The sequence below is a fragment of the Pantoea sp. SGAir0175 genome (assembly GCF_043547855.1).
Genome location: NZ_CP028081.1, coordinates 3,568,166 through 3,583,128, shown reverse-complemented (window position 1 = coordinate 3,583,128; position 14,963 = coordinate 3,568,166). Strand labels below are relative to the sequence as shown.

At 63.8% G+C, this 14,963-nt stretch carries 11 protein-coding genes; 4 read left to right on the top strand and 7 right to left on the bottom strand.

Annotation, left to right across the window (positions count from 1 at the left end; genetic code table 11):
• The 4 genes from dhbA to C1N56_RS16790 are packed head-to-tail and all read right to left on the bottom strand — an operon-like array spanning window position 1 to window position 4,434.
• Entirely contained in the window at window positions 1-759 is a 759-nt protein-coding gene (dhbA, locus tag C1N56_RS16805; RefSeq protein ID WP_058759589.1) for a 2,3-dihydro-2,3-dihydroxybenzoate dehydrogenase, read from the bottom strand.
• Window positions 759-1,610 carry an isochorismatase family protein gene (locus C1N56_RS16800; RefSeq protein WP_394516894.1) on the bottom strand — a complete coding sequence of 284 codons (852 nt, stop codon included), beginning with the start codon at window positions 1,608-1,610 and terminating at the stop codon, window positions 759-761. The genes dhbA and C1N56_RS16800 overlap by 1 nt, the downstream gene beginning before the upstream one ends.
• A gap of 18 nt (window positions 1,611-1,628) precedes the next feature.
• Window positions 1,629-3,242, bottom strand: coding sequence for a (2,3-dihydroxybenzoyl)adenylate synthase (locus C1N56_RS16795; protein WP_394516893.1), 1,614 nt, complete (start codon window positions 3,240-3,242; stop codon window positions 1,629-1,631).
• A gap of 10 nt (window positions 3,243-3,252) precedes the next feature.
• Window positions 3,253-4,434 (bottom strand): isochorismate synthase, encoded by a 1,182-nt coding sequence (locus C1N56_RS16790; protein ID WP_211726559.1) that lies wholly within the window; start codon window positions 4,432-4,434, stop codon window positions 3,253-3,255.
• Window positions 4,435-4,610: 176 nt separating this feature from the next.
• Here C1N56_RS16790 and fepB point away from each other — a divergent pair, with 176 nt between their 5' ends.
• Window positions 4,611-5,576: a Fe2+-enterobactin ABC transporter substrate-binding protein gene (gene fepB / locus C1N56_RS16785; protein ID WP_058780377.1), complete on the top strand. Its 966-nt coding sequence runs from the start codon at window positions 4,611-4,613 to the stop codon at window positions 5,574-5,576.
• Here the strand turns inward: fepB and entS are convergent.
• The gene (gene entS / locus C1N56_RS16780; protein WP_058770690.1) at window positions 5,571-6,821 is read right to left on the bottom strand and encodes an enterobactin transporter EntS; all 1,251 of its coding nucleotides are present in this window, start codon (window positions 6,819-6,821) and stop codon (window positions 5,571-5,573) included. The two genes, fepB and entS, sit on opposite strands and share 6 nt — an antisense overlap.
• Before the next feature lie 146 nt (window positions 6,822-6,967).
• Between entS and fepD the strand changes: the two genes are divergently transcribed.
• Genes fepD through C1N56_RS16765 form a run of 3 tightly spaced genes read left to right on the top strand, consistent with a single transcriptional unit; the run spans window position 6,968 to window position 9,731 of the window.
• A complete protein-coding gene (gene fepD, locus C1N56_RS16775; RefSeq protein ID WP_058759585.1) occupies window positions 6,968-7,957 on the top strand; it encodes a Fe(3+)-siderophore ABC transporter permease in 990 nt (329 codons plus the stop codon).
• A complete protein-coding gene (gene fepG / locus C1N56_RS16770; RefSeq protein ID WP_394516892.1) occupies window positions 7,954-8,937 on the top strand; it encodes an iron-enterobactin ABC transporter permease in 984 nt (327 codons plus the stop codon). The genes fepD and fepG overlap by 4 nt, the downstream gene beginning before the upstream one ends.
• Window positions 8,934-9,731, top strand: coding sequence for an ATP-binding cassette domain-containing protein (locus C1N56_RS16765; RefSeq protein WP_058780378.1), 798 nt, complete (start codon window positions 8,934-8,936; stop codon window positions 9,729-9,731). The genes fepG and C1N56_RS16765 overlap by 4 nt, the downstream gene beginning before the upstream one ends.
• A gap of 79 nt (window positions 9,732-9,810) precedes the next feature.
• On the opposite strand, the gene C1N56_RS16760 is transcribed toward C1N56_RS16765, so the two are convergent.
• Window positions 9,811-13,695, bottom strand: a complete 3,885-nt coding sequence (locus tag C1N56_RS16760; RefSeq protein WP_394516891.1) for an enterobactin synthase subunit F — start codon at window positions 13,693-13,695, stop codon at window positions 9,811-9,813.
• Complete coding sequence (fes, locus tag C1N56_RS16755; protein ID WP_058759581.1) at window positions 13,688-14,962, bottom strand: enterochelin esterase; 1,275 nt, start codon at window positions 14,960-14,962, stop codon at window positions 13,688-13,690. The genes C1N56_RS16760 and fes overlap by 8 nt, the downstream gene beginning before the upstream one ends.
• Window position 14,963 lies beyond the last annotated feature (1 nt).

Here is a 14,963-nt window from a genome sequence, read left to right as displayed (position 1 = left end):
TCAGGCTCCCAGCGTTGCGCCACCGTCCACCACAATATCCTGCAGCACCACGTGGCTGGCAAGATCCGAGGCCAGGAACAGGATGTTGTTCACGATCTCCTGCGGCTGGGCGATCTTACGCAGCGGGATCCCCAGTTTGTACTGATCCGGGAAACCGTTGATCATCTCCTGCTCGGCTTCCGGCGTATGCCACAGGCTGCGCTGCATATCGGTATCGGTTGATCCCGGTGAGACAATGTTGCAGCGCACGCCATACGGCGCCATCTCAAGGCCAACCGTCTGGCACAGGCTGCGCAGCGCTGCTTTGGACGCGCCATAGGCTGACATGCCGAGGCGCGGGGCGTGCGCGGCGTTAGAGGCGATAGTGACAATCGCGCCAGCGCGCTGCTGGCGGAAGACCGGCAGCGTCTGCTGGAACAGGTTAAACGCGCCGCCGGCGTTGACGGCGAGACACGCCTGCCAGTCAGCAAACGACAGCGCATCGGTGCTGCCGATGCGCAGAATGCCTGCGCCGTTCACCAGGATATCCAGCCGCGGCTGGCTGGCCAGCAGTGACTGACAGCAATCGCGCACCGCAGCACTGTCGGCGACGTCCAGCTGGCAGGTGGCAAACGGATAGTCATCCTGGCCAAAGTGCAAATCAAAACCGGTCACCTGCGCACCGGCCTGATGGAACGCCAGCGCGGTGTGGTAGCCGATGCCTTTACCGGCACCGGTCACCCAGACAATTTTTCCGCTGAAATCAAAACAGGCACTCATTATGCTGGCACCCGTGACAGCAGCGCCCACCAGCCATCAATGCTGGGGTTTTTCGCCAGGCTGATGAAGTCGATATCGCTGTGCACCTGACGCCAGCGCGCCGCCAGCGCCATCACGCGCACCGAATCCAGCCCATAATCGATCAGGTTTTCATCATCTTCCGGCACGTCATCATCTTCCAGCAGCGGCAGAATCAGCGCGCGCAGCGCGTCCTTGCTCTGTGGCAGCGGCATCAGGTCGGCGGTCATCACCACCTTGCCACTGCGGCCTGCGGTGTAGGTCAGCGCCATCATATGCTCGTCGCACGAGAAGTCGGCCAGCGCATCGGCCACCATGAACGGCTGGATGTTACGCATGAAGGCGTCGGTGGCGGTGGTCAGGCAGCCGATGTGGGCATACACGCCAGTAATGATCAGCTGATCGCGGCCCATTTCCTGCAGGATAGACTCCAGCGGCGAGCGCACGAACGCGCTGTAACGCCATTTAGTCAGCACCTGATCGTCCTGATCCGGTGCCAGCGCGTCGACGATCTTCTGCTGATCCGGATGTTTGTTCAGCCCCGGTCCCCACATATCATTCAGCAGCGCGCGATCCTCATCGCTTTGCTGGTTGGGCTGGGCGGTATAGAACACCGGAATGCCCTGCGCTTTACAGTAAGCGCGCAGGCGGGAAATGTTCTCCACCACCTGATTCACCAGCGGGCTGTCTTCGCCCCAGAAGTTGAGGAAATAGGCCTGCATATCGTGAATCAGCAGCGCCGCGCGCTGCGGCTCCAGCGCCCATTGTACTTTGTTAGCCGGCAGCTCAGTGGCGGCGGGCAGCGCATAAGACGTCAGTTTTGGAATAGCCATTACAATCTCCGGAAAAAATCAGGCTTGCGTCTGCTCAGCAAGCTGTTGGCGTAAACGTTTTTTATCCACTTTGCCTACCGGGGTAAGCGGCAGGTCGTCGACGCAGGTAATGCGGTCGGGAAGTTTGAATTCGGCAATGCCCAGCTCGCGCAGATGGCGGCGCAGCGCGACCGGTTTTACCGGCTGGCGCGCCACAATGAAGGCACAGCTCTTTTCACCCATCAGCTCGTCATGCATGGACACCAGCGCGGCGTGGATTACATCCGGATGGCGCAGCAGCAAGTTTTCGATCTCTTCTGCGGCGATCTTCTCGCCGCCGCGGTTGATCTGATCCTTTTCGCGTCCCTGTACGGTGATGTAACCCTGAGCGTTGATCTCAATCAGATCGCCTGAGCAGTAAAAACCGTCAGCGTCGAAGCTGGCGGCATTGTGCTCCGGGCTGTTGTAGTAGCCCCGGAAGGTGTAAGGGCCGCGCGTCATCAGGCGACCCACCTGGCCTGGCGGCAGCGGATTGCCGTTCTCGTCGGCCACCCACACTTCGTCATCTTCCGAAATCGGCCGCCCCTGGGTAGTCAGAATGGTTTGCTCGTCATCGCCGAAGCGCGTGTAGTTAACCAGCCCTTCCGCCATGCCAAACACCTGCTGCAGCTGGCAGCCGATTTCACGCTGAATGCGTGCGGCCAGCGTTTCTCCCAGTTTGGCTCCGCCCACCTGAATGCGCTGCAGCGAGGCCAGCGCTGTGTTGCTGCCCCACTCCTGAATTGCCTGCAACCACAGGCTGACCGCCGGCGGCACCAGTCCGGTATCGGTCACCTGGTGCTGCTCAATCAGCGGGAAACAGAGCGTGGCGCTGGGATCCGCGGCGAGAATCACCTGGCCACCGGCATAGAACACCCCGAGCGAACCGGGGGAACTCATGGCGAAGTTATGCGGCGCGGGCAGGGCGATCAGATAGCGCGTGTCGGCGTTGATGTGACAAATCTCGTCGCTGGCGCGGATGCTGTAGTAGTAGTCGTTGTGGGTGCGCGGAATCAGCTTCGGCGTGCCGGTGCTGCCGCCGGAGAGCTGGAAAAACGCCACTTCATCGGCGGCCGTCGGTGTCGCGATAAAATCGCCAGCCGCTTCATCCTGCAGCGACGCCAGCGTATTTTCCGCCTGCACGTCGTTACGCAGGATCACCTGCTGCAGTGTGGGCTGCGCCTCGCACAGCGTGGCGATGAAGTCGTCGCTGGCAAACAGCGCGTGCTGGCGATCGGCGATCAGCAGTTTCGGTGCAATCTGCTGCGCATAGGCCAGCAGTTCAGTGCGCTGATGGCTGAACAGCGCGTACACCGGGACCACGCCCAGCTTAAACAGGGCAAACAGCGTAACGTAAAAGTCCGCCACGTTGCCGAGCTGCACCAGCGCCGTGTCACCGCGCTGTAAACCGCGCCGCTGCAGCGCCGCCGCCAGATTATCACTGCGCTGCGCCAGCTGGCGGTAGCTGAGCTGCAGCGGGCCGTCGATCACGGCGATAGCGTCGTTTTCGCTATGGCGGTCGATGATGTCGGTCAGCGGCACGTCGATCCAGTAGCCTTTTTCGCGGTAGCGCGCGGCCAGATGTGCCGGCCAGCGGCTGAAGGGAATGCTCATGCTTGTTCCTTTATTGCAGTCCAAAAGCGCGCAACATGGTGTCCAGCTTCACACCCGTTTCACGCCATTCTGATTCCGGTTGTGAGTCGGCGACGATGCCAGCGCCGGCAAACAGCCGCACGCGCGTGCCGTTTACCGTCCCGCAGCGAATGGTTACCACCCATTCGCCGTTGCCTTCGCTGTCGCACCAGCCGACGATGCCGCCAAACAGCTGGCGATCAAAGGGTTCGAGCTGCTGAATCAGCTGCTGCGCGCGGGCGTGCGGGAAGCCGCTCAGGGCCGGGGTTGGGTGCAGCAGCGCCGCCAGCGACAGCGCGTTTTCGCGCTCATCCTGCACTTCGCCATCGATTTGCGTCGCCAGATGCCACAGCGTGGCGGTGGTGATCAGCGACGGCACGGTAGGCACCGACAGCAGGCGGCTACGCGGCTGCAGCGTGCTGCGCATCGCGTCGGTCACCAGCTGATGTTCGTGGCGATCTTTGGCTGACGCCATCAGGGTGTTACCTGCCGCGCGATCGGCGCTGACATCGTCATGATGGCGGCGCGCCGAGCCGGCCAGCGGGCAGGAGGAGAAATCGCGCCCCTGTTTGCGCAGCATCAGTTCCGGGCTGGCGCCCACCAGCGCGCCGCCTTCCGCCAGCGGCAGATGGAAATGGTAGCTATTGGGATTTTGCGCGATCACGCGCTGCATCAGCGCGGCGGTATCCACCGGCTGCTCCGTGACGATATCCATCAGGCGCGACAGCACCACTTTGTCCGGATCGCCGCGCTGGATGGTGGCAACGGCGTCGGCCACCATGCGGGTAAATACCGCGTGGTCTGGCACTGCCGTCCGCCGCCGCACTGCCGGCAGATCGCTCTGCTGCACCGGCAGCGCCTGTTGCAGGTCGGCGCGATTAAAGCTCTGCCAGGATTCGGGTATGAACAGCGACGCTGGCTGGCTGACGTCAAACGGAATCGCGCCCACCAGCAGCGGATTGGCGATCCCCTGCTTTTTCGCCGCGGCAAAGTGCTGGCGCAGCTGCTGTTGAAAGTCGCCCTGCAGCAGCGCGGCATCGCCCACCGGCGTGTTGATCGTGGTATAGCACCCCTGGGTGGCCAGGCTGCGCCATGGCGAGGTGAAAAGGAAACCGCGGCACAGCGCGGAAAAATCCTTCAGCCAGGCATTTTCAAACGTGGAGCTTTCCACCATAATTTTCACCTATAAATGATAAGATTATTAAGAATGATTATCATTTTTATTATGGCTCTGTAACCTACGTCGAAAGGGGCAAAGAGTCAATCCATTCGCGGGATTTACCGTGCTGTCAGACGTAAGCGGCGGCTGACGCCGGGCCAGGCATTAAGCTAAAAGGTGGATCAAAACTTATGAATAAATGCGGTTTATGGGGCATGGCTGTCCTGTTGTTCATTTTCCAGTCGCTGTCAGGGACAGCGCGGGCCGACCAGGGCTGGCCGCGCAGCGTACAGGGCGCGACCGGAACGGTAACGCTTCACCAGGCACCGCAGCGCATTGTCTCCACCAGCGTCACGCTGACCGGCTCGCTGCTGGCGATTGACGCGCCGGTCATCGCCTCAGGCGCGACCGCACCGAAAAGCCGCCTGGCCGACGATCAGGGCTTCTTCCGTCAGTGGGGCGAGGTGGCAAAGCAGCGCCACGTTAAGCGGCTGTACATTGGTGAGCCGAGCGCCGAGGCGATTGCGGCGCAAGCCCCGGATCTGATTATCGTCAGCGCCACCGGTAATGACTCCGCCCTGAAGCTGGTCAGTCAGCTGTCCGCCATTGCCCCCACGCTGGTGGTCAACTACGACGATAAGAGCTGGCAGGATGTGGTTACGCTGCTGGGGCAGGCCACCGGCCATGAAGCACAGGCAGCGCAGCGCGTAAAAGAGTTCGACGATCGCGAAGCGGCGCTGAAGCAGGCCATTACGCTGCCGCCGCAGCCGGTCTCCGCGATGGTATGGAACGGTGATGGCCGGGCAGTGAATCTGTGGACCGCCGCATCGGCGCAGGGCAAACTGCTGCAGCAGCTCGGTTTTACCCTGGCGCAGCCGCCGGCTGACACGCAACAGGGGCACAGCATGGGCCAGCGCAAAGACATTATTCAGCTCTCGGGCGAGAATCTCGCCGCCAGCCTGACCGGTCACAGCTTCCTGCTGTTTGCCGGCGATGACAAAACCGCGCAGTCAGTGCTGAGCAACCCGTTCCTGGCACAAAACGCGGCGGTGCGCGATAAGCAGGTCTATGCGCTGGGCATCGACACCTTCCGCCTGGATTACTACAGCGCCAGCAATCTGCTGACGCGTCTGCATCAGCTGTTCGTCAAATCATGATGTTTGCTGCGCCAGCACGGGCGCGGGTGCCTGATAGCGCCGTAATCCTTTCATCATCAGCCACATCATGACGCCAAGCAGTGTCGCGGCACAGCCAAACGCCGCGGCAGCCTGCGCCGGTAACAGCCACGAACCGAGGGCACCAATCAGCGCGGCGCCGAGGGCATCGCCGCACACGTTCTGCGCCGTCCACAGGCTGTTGATGCGGCCCAGCAGATGATCCGGCGTCAGCAGCTGAATCATCGCGTACTGCACCAGGCTGTTGATGGCGCTGAAGTAGCCGAAGCCCGCCAGACACAGCAGCGCCAGCCACAGCGTCGGCATCAGGCTGAACAGGCCCAGGGCGACGAAACCGGCCACGGCGCTGCCCAGCACCAGCCGCCCAGGGCGCGCCGCCTGTTTCAGCCTGCCGCTGGTAAATGCACCCACGGCGGCACCGAGCGGCACGGCGGCGTACAGCATGCCGAGCTGGTCGGCGCTGACTGACCAGTGCGGTGCCAGCGCCGGGTACAGCACGCGGATGGCGCTGGCCAGCGTCACCAGCGCACCGGTCAGCGCCACCATGCCGACCAGCGGGCTGGCGAACAGGAATTGCACGCCGGTTGCCAGCGCCCGCAGCGGATGCTCGCGCGGCTGCGGAGGCGGGGGCAGCGCAGGCAGCTTCAGCAGCGTCAGCACTGTCAGCAGCGTGCCGAAGGCGGTCAGTCCGTAATTCCACAGCACGCCGCCGTGCGCGATCACTACACCAGCAATTGCCGGCGATAAAATCGAGCCGAAGCGCACCGTCAGCATGGTGATCGCGCCGGCCTGCATAATGTTTTCGCGCCCCACCAGCGCCGGCGTAGCGGCCAGCAGCGCCGTGACGCCAATCGCACCGAAAAAGCCGTCCCACAAGCCCAGCAGATAGACCGCCAGCAGCGAAGGCGCGGGCAGCGCGGCATTTATCGCCAGCGCGACAAAGCCCAGCCCGCAGGTGGTGCGGGCAAACAGGATCAACTTCTTACGCTCATAGCGATCGGCCAGCACGCCGCCGGTCAACAGGCCAGTAAACATGCCGGCAGCGGACAGTGTGACGGCGAGGCCCACCAGCAACGGTGAATGGGTCATCTGCTGAATCTGCACCGGCACGGCAACGGCCAGCATGCCGAGCGCCACAATCGAGATAAAACGCGCAATAAACACCGCGCGAAACGCCGCGTGGGTTTTCAGCAGTGAGAGATCGATAAAGTGAGAGGGTTTGTTCATTGTTTCGCCTTTTTGCACCAATTTTCCTCATCATCCGCGAGGCGACTCATGGTAACATAGGCAAACGCGAGTAATAACGATAACAAATATCATTATCACATTACGTTGCACCGCAACGAGGTCGAACAGTGAAGGTTTAGAACGCTATGCGCCAGATCCGTGCATTAGCAGGCTCAGGGATTCTGCTTTTGCTCCTCATGGCGCTCAGTCTGATGCTGGGTGCCAAATCAATACCGCTTTCCGATGTGTATCACGCTCTCACCGCTTCCTGCTCCAGCGCGGAGTGCATCATCGTGCGCGATGCGCGCCTGCCGCGCACGCTGGCCGGTCTGCTGGCTGGCGTGGCGCTGGGGCTGGCTGGCGCGCTGATGCAGAGCCTGACGCGTAATCCGCTGGCCGAGCCGGGCATTCTGGGCGTGAACGCCGGTGCCGGTTTTGCCATCGTGCTCGGCATCGCGCTGCTGGGAGCGGACTCCCCGCTGCAGTGGCTGACGCTGGCCTTCAGCGGCGCGCTGCTGGCGGCGCTGCTGATGACGGTGATTGGCGCGATGGGCGGCGGGCGCGTCAATCCGGTGCGTCTGACGCTGGCGGGCGTGGCGCTGGCGGCGGTGCTGGAGGGCTTAACCTCCGGCCTGTCGCTGCTCAATCCGGACATTTACGATCACCTGCGCTTCTGGCAAAGCGGCTCGCTGGATATCCGCGATTTCAGCGTGTTGCGTACCCTGAGCCCGGCGGTGCTGGCCGGTGCGGCGCTGGCGCTGGGGCTGGCGCAGTCGCTGAACAGCCTGAGCATGGGCGGCGATATGGCGGCGGCGCTGGGCACGCGCGTGGTGCGCACTCAACTGCTGGGCCTGCTGGCGATTGCCTTACTGAGCGGCGCGGCGACCGCCGCCGTCGGGCCGATCGCTTTTATCGGCCTGATGACGCCGCATTTTGCCCGCTGGCTGGTGGGCAACGATCACCGCTGGCTGCTGCCGGCGACGGCGCTGATCACCCCGGCGCTGCTGCTGGCGGCGGATATTCTGGGGCGGATGATGGTGGCAGGCGAACTGCGTGTCTCAATTGTGACCGCCATCCTTGGCGCGCCGATGCTGATTTTGCTGGTGCGGCGCCAGCGCGGGCGAGGTGGACTATGACGCGGCGCGCCTGGTTGCATGGCGGCTGGCTGCTATTAGCGTGTGCGCTGCTGACGTGGCTGGCGCTGACGCGCGGTGCGCTGCCGATTACGGCGGAGCAGGTGTGGCAGGCGCTGCGCGGGCAGGGAGCGGCCAACGTGCAGCTGATTGTGGTGGAGTGGCGGCTGCCGCGCGTGATGATGGCGCTGCTGATCGGCGCGGCGCTGGGTGTCAGCGGGGCAATTTTTCAGTCGCTGCTGCGTAACCCGCTCGGCAGCCCGGATATTCTCGGCTTCAATACCGGCGCTTACAGCGGTGTGCTGGTGGCGCTGGTGCTGTTCAATCAAAGTATTACCGCGATGACCGGGGCCGCGCTGATCGGCGGTATCGCGACGGCTGCGCTGGTGTATCTGTTTGCCTGGCGCAACGGGGTGGAAACGTTTCGGTTAATCATCGTGGGCATTAGCGTGCGCGCGCTGCTGATGGCGCTCAATGCCTGGCTGATTATCAGCGCTTCGCTGGAGTCGGCGCTCAGCGCCGGGCTGTGGAGCGCCGGCTCGCTCAACGGCATCACCTGGGCGAAAACGCCGCCGGTGGTGACGGTGCTGCTGCTGTCGCTGCTGCTGGTGGCGCTGTTAACGCGCCGCATGCGTCTGCTGGAGATGGGCGATGACACCGCCTGCGCGCTCGGCGTGCCGGTGGAGCGCAGCCGCCTGTGGCTGATGCTGCTGGGCGTGCTGCTGACCGCGGCGTCCACCGCGCTGGCGGGGCCGATCTCGTTCGTGGCGCTGCTGGCACCGCAGATTGCGCGCCGGCTGAGCGGCGGGGAAAAAGGCGCATTATGGCTGGCGGCGCTGTGCGGCGCGCTGCTGTTGTGCGCCGCCGATTATGCCGCGCAGCATCTGTTCCTGCCTTATCAACTGCCGGTTGGCGTGATTACCGTCAGCCTGGGCGGACTCTATCTGATTGCGTTACTGGTGCGGGAGGCGCGACGCCAATGATCGATATTCCTTCACGGCTGTATGGCGAAGGCCTGACGCTGGGTTATGACAAAAAAGTGGTGGCGGAAAATCTGTCGGTGGCGATTCCGCAAGGGGAGCTGACCGTGATTATCGGCCCTAACGCCTGCGGTAAATCCACTCTGCTGCGTACTCTCAGCCGCCTGCAGGCACCGCTAAAAGGTGACGTGCTGCTGGACGGCGAGGCGATTGCACGTTATCCCACCAAAGAGGTGGCGCGCCGTCTTGGCCTGCTGCCGCAGAGTTCAAACGCACCGGCGGGCATCAGCGTGAGCGAGCTGGTGGCGCGCGGACGTTATCCGCATCAGTCACTGTTTGGCCGCTGGCGCGCGGAGGATGAAGCGGCGGTGCAGCAGGCGATGCTGGCCACTGGCGTGGCGGACCTGGCGCAACAGGCGGTCGATACCCTGTCCGGCGGACAGCGTCAGCGCGTGTGGATCGCCATGGTGCTGGCACAGCAGACGCCGCTGCTGCTGCTGGATGAGCCCACCACCTGGCTGGATATTACCCACCAGATTGAGCTGCTTGAGCTGATGCAGACGCTCAATCAGCAGCATGGCCGCACGCTGGTGGTGGTGCTGCATGACCTTAATCACGCCTGCCGCTACGCCACCCATCTGATCGCCATGCGTCACGGGAAGATCATTGCCGAGGGCAAGCCTGGCGAGATTGTGACGCCAGCACTGATTGAGCAGGTGTACGGATTACGCTGTGTGATTGTTGAGGATCCGGTGGCGCATACGCCAATGATTGTGCCGCTGGGGCGCGGGCGCTAAGGCGGGAAAGGGGCTGTGGTGTAAACGTTTTCTGCCATACGTTTCCCTCTCCCGCCGGGAGAGGGTGAGGGCAAAACCGCTACGCCAGCAACTGCTGCAACAGTGGCCCGATCTGCTCAAACATGCGAGGCGAGATAATCTCGACGTGGGCGCAATCCATCGGCCACACCGTCAGCTCACCGACATAGGGCGCCCAGGCGCGGCGCGCATCCTGGCCTGGCTGCTGCGTCTGTTCGGCGAGGAACAGCGTAGCGCGGCCGCCGAAGCGTGCGCTGCGCGCCGTGGCCAGCAGACGCACCGAGCTGGCGTAGTTGGCTTCGATGGTATCGAACATGGCCTGCATCTCTTCACCGGCCTGATGGCGCTGCGCGGCGATAAACTGTTCGCGCTCGCGATTCACCTCCTCCAGTACCGCCGGATCCAGCACGTTCTCGCCGCGCTTCTCATCCCAGTTCTGCGTTTCCGGCGGCCAGGTGTCGAGCAGGCCAAGGAAGGCAACCTCTTCACCCGCCGCTTCCAGCCGGGCAGCAATGCCCTGCGCCAGCGTGCCGCCCAGCGAGTAGCCGAGGAAATAGTAGGGCCCGTGCGGTTGTACCTCGCGCAGCGTACGCAAATGCGCCTCACAGACCTCATCGAGGTGCACGCTCTGGTTCAGCGGTCCCTGCGTGTCAGGCGACTGAATGCCGACCAGTGACCAGCGTGGGTCAAGATAACGCTGCAGCACGCTGAACTGCCAGGCGAAGCCGGACGCCGGGTGGAAGCAGAACAGCGTCGGTCCGCTGCCTTTACGCAGCGGCAGCACCGCTTCAAAGCCCGCCTGCTGATGGGATTGTCCATCGCTCAGCAGCGTCGCCAGTTTTTCCACCGTCGGGGCGATCATGATCTGCCCGACCGAGACCGACAGCTGGAGCTCGCGGCGCAGCTGCGCAGCCAGGCGCATCGCCAGCAGCGAATGGCCACCGAGCGCAAAGAAATCATCCTGCGCACCGATCGTGTCGCAGGCCAGCAGGCGGCAGAACGCTGCGGCCAGCGTGCTCTCTAAACCGGGCAGTGGCGCGCGCCCCTGGCGCTGCGTGGTGCTCTGCGGCAGCGGCAGCGCTTTGCGATCCAGTTTGCCGTTGCTGCTGAGCGGCAGCGCCTCCAGCTGGACGATGGCCACCGGCACCATGTGTGCCGGTAGCTGCTGTGCCAGCGCGTGACGCAGCGCATCGCCATCCACCGGCTGAGGCGCCACCACGTAGCCCACCAGCTGACGCGCATCGCCCTGTGCCGCCGCACTGCCCAGCACCACCGCATGCGTCACCGCCTGCTCAATGCCGGGCTGGGCGCACAGCGCATGATCGATTTCGTTCAGCTCAATGCGCTGACCGCGGATCTTCAGCTGGTCATCGCTGCGCCCGAGATACTCCACCGCACCGTTGTCCAGCCAGCGCGCTACGTCGCCGGTCAGGTACATGCGCTCGCCAGCGGCGTACGGGTCGGCGATAAAGCGGCTGGCGGTCAGCTCCGGCCGGTTGAGATAGCCGTGCGCCAGCTGAATGCCGGTAAGATAGAGATCGCCGGCCACGCCCGGCGGCACCGGCTGCATTTGCGCATCAAGAATGCGCAGGCCGGTGTTCCACACCGGGAAGCCGATCGGTACGCTCGGGCCATCGACTTCGGCCAGCGCCGCGCCATACGCCGGATACCAGCTGACATCAACGGCCGCTTCGGTCGGCCCATACAGATTGTGCAGCGGCACGCGGGTCAATGTTTCCCAGCTGCGCGACAGATCGGTGGGCAATGCTTCACCGCTGCAGAACACATTGCGCAGGCTGGCGCAGCACGCTATCGCGGCCGGGTGGTCGAGCGCCGCGACAAAGGCCGCCAGCATCGAGGGTACGAAATGCGTGGTGGTGACTTTGTAGCGGGCAAACAGTTGCTGTAAGGCTTCCGGATCGCGGTGTGCATCCGGCGGCGCCATCACCAGCTGCGCGCCGACCAGCAGCGGCCAGAAGAACTCCCACACCGAGACATCAAAGCTGCTCGGCGTTTTCTGCAGCACCACGTCATCTGCCTGCAGCGGATAACGATCCTGCATCCACAGCAGGCGATTAACGATCGCCTGATGGCCGACCAGCACGCCTTTCGGCCGGCCGGTAGAGCCGGAGGTATAGATGATGTACGCGCCATCCTGCGGCGTCGGCGCGCTGGCCGGTGCCGGTGCATGTTCGGCATTGTACAGGGTGTCAAAGTGCAGCTGACTGACCGGCGCGATGGCGTGGAAGCGGGCACTGAGCGCGGCAGCGGTGATCAGCGTTTTGGGCGCGGCGTCTTCCAGCATCAGCTGGAGCCGCTCGTCCGGATAGCCGGTATCCAGCGGCAGATAAGCGGCCCCGAGCGTCACAATAGCCTGCAGCGCCAGCGACAGCTGCACTGAACGCGGCAGCGCCACGGCGACGATATCACCCCGCTGCACGCCAGCCGCACTGAGATCGGCCGCCAGCGCGAATACCTGCTGCTGCATCTGGCGATAGTTCAGCTGGTGCTGCGCATCGGCCAGCGCCGGTGCGTCCGGCGTGCGCTGCGCCTGCTGCGCCAGCAGCGACGCCAGGGTTTCCGCCGGCAGCGGATGGGCGGTCTGATTGATGGCCGCAATCTGCTGCTGCTCCGCTTGCGTCAGCAGATCGAGCTCGCCCAGCGCGCGCTGCGGCTGCGCGGCCAGCTGGCTGAGCAGCAGGGCAAAGCGGCTGGCATGGCGCTGCAGCGTCTCGGCAGCATAGCGCTGCGCGTTCGCCAGCAGCTCCAGCGTCAGATCGCCGTGCTCGCTGAGATAAATCGCGATTTCCAGGTCGCGCACCGGGCCGGAGGCCAGCTGATGCGTGATGCCTTCAATGCCAGCGAAATCAAGCTGGTAGTCAAACATCTTCAGGTTGATCACCGGGCCATACAGCGGATCGCTATCGCCGGGGCGGCCAAGATCGCGCTGCACCTGTTCAGCATCGTAGCGCTGATGACGGCGCATTTTTTTCACTTCCGCGGCCAGCTGAGCGGCGAGATCGCCGAGCGTTTGTCCCGGCTGATAATGCACCGCCATCGGCAGCACGTTGATCACCGGACCGGTGGCGCACAGCGCGGCGGAGCCGATGCGGCGCATGAAGATGAAGCCGGCAGCAAAATCATTTTGTCCGCTGAGACGAGCCAGCCACAGCGCTACCAGCGCAAAGGCCAGATCGGCGGCGCTGTGCTGTGGATGCTGGCTGGTCAGCGTCTGGAAGCGGTGACGATCCAGCGTAACGCTGTGACGCAGCAGATCGGTGCTGGCGCTCTGACCGGCCAGCGGCAGCGGCGACAGCGAGGCGGGCGCGGGCAGGGCGCGGCCTTTTTCGCGCCAGAATTCGCCGTCACGGGTGTAAGACGCCGATTGTTGATAGCGCTGATACTCGTCAACCACGGCGCTGAACGGAATAAACGGTGTCGGCTCAGGCGGCTGCTGCTGTAAGGCGGCGCTGTACAGATTGGCGATGCGGCGCGTCAGCGCGGTAAAGCTGAAGCCATCCACCACCAGATGGTGATAGCGCTGATACCAGAACCAGTGCTGTTCGCCGAGGCGGAACAGACGATGGTGCCACAGCGGTGCGCCACTCAGCACACGCAGGTCGCCCTGCATATCGGCACGCATCAGGGCGCGCGCGGCGGCAGCGGCATCCGCTTCGCTGCGCAGATCAACGATGTCTGGCAGGCTGAAGGTCTGCGGCTGCGGCCACTGTAGCGGCTCGCCGTCGATTTCGCCGAACGCCATATTCAGGGTATCGGCTTCCTGCATGCCGTCGACGATGGCCTGCGCCAGCAGCGCGCTGTTGATGTCGCCGCGCAGTTCGACAAAGTGCGCGACCGCGTAAGCGTTGTGATGGCGGCTGAGCTGGTCGGCGATCCAGATGCCAGGCTGCGCCGCCACCAGCGGCAGAGTTTGTTGGTCAATCATAGTGTCGTTCATCAGAGAATTTACTGTCGCTCCGGTTCACGTCTGGCGTGATGAATGAATTTGGATTGCGCCACAAAGCTTGCAGACCGTCGAGCAGGCCACCGCGCCAGCACAGCGCGTCATGGCCGCCCTCGACCGGCTGGTAATGCACCTGATAGCCGGCAGCGGTAAGTTGTTGTTGTAATTGTTGATTGGCTTGCAGAATCAGGCCTTCACGCTGGCCTGCCTCCAGCCAGAAACGCAGCGGCTGGCGAGGTGCCAGGCCATGGTCCAGCGCCTGCAGCAGCCAGCCATGCGGGTTACCGCGCTCCGGCCACCAGAAGGAGCCGGACAGGCTGAGCGCATTACCAAAGGTGTGGGGAAAGTGCAGTGCGGCAAACACCGCGGCCAGACCGCCGAAGCTTTGTCCGGCAACCAGCGTGCGCGCTGGCTGCGCATCGTACGGCATCCAGCGTGCCACCTGCGGCAACAGCTCCTGCTGCACCGCCTGCCAGAATTGCGGATTGCATGGCAGCTCGCGGCTGCGGTGTTCGCGATCGATGATGTCGATAAACAGGTAGACCGCTGGCGGCAGCTTGCCCGCGGCGGTCAACTGCTGCAGCGGGCCGGCGATCGGCATCTGCTGCGCCCAGAACTGACCATCGAGCAGTATCGCCAGCGGACGCGGGCCGTGCTGCGCCTCGCCTGTGGCGTACAGCCACACCCGGCGACGATTGCCGAGCAGCGCGCTGTCCCACTGCTGCTCCTGCAGCGTCAGCGCCGGGGCGCGGCCCTCATCCACCGCACGCCACACCTGCTGGTCGGGCGCGTCAGGCAGGTGCAGCGGTGACACGCCCATGCCGCGCCCGCCGGACCAGCTGCGCAGCGGATTGAGCGCATCGGCCTGCGCGGCAGGGAATTTTTCGCGCCACCAGTGGCGCAGCGCATGCATGTCAGGCTCGCCGCTGAAATCGCTGGCCTGCCGATCCGGCATCAGGCAGTAGCTGCCGCGCCAGTGTGACGGCAGCACGGTTTGCCAGTACCAGACATCGCTACTGGCGACGCGCATCAGCGATTGCGGCGGGCGCCGCTGGTGGTGATCGGTCACGCCGGTGATGTTGATCCACACGCGCTGGGTGTGGGAGGTGGTTTCACTGCCTTGCGGATCGCGCCAGAAGAAGGTCACCAGACAGGTGCCATCCTGCTGCGGCTCAATGCGCGGAATGCCCTGAGTCTGTTGCTCCTGCCACCAGGCTTCGCTACCAATTCCATCATTTCGCCAGGTCATA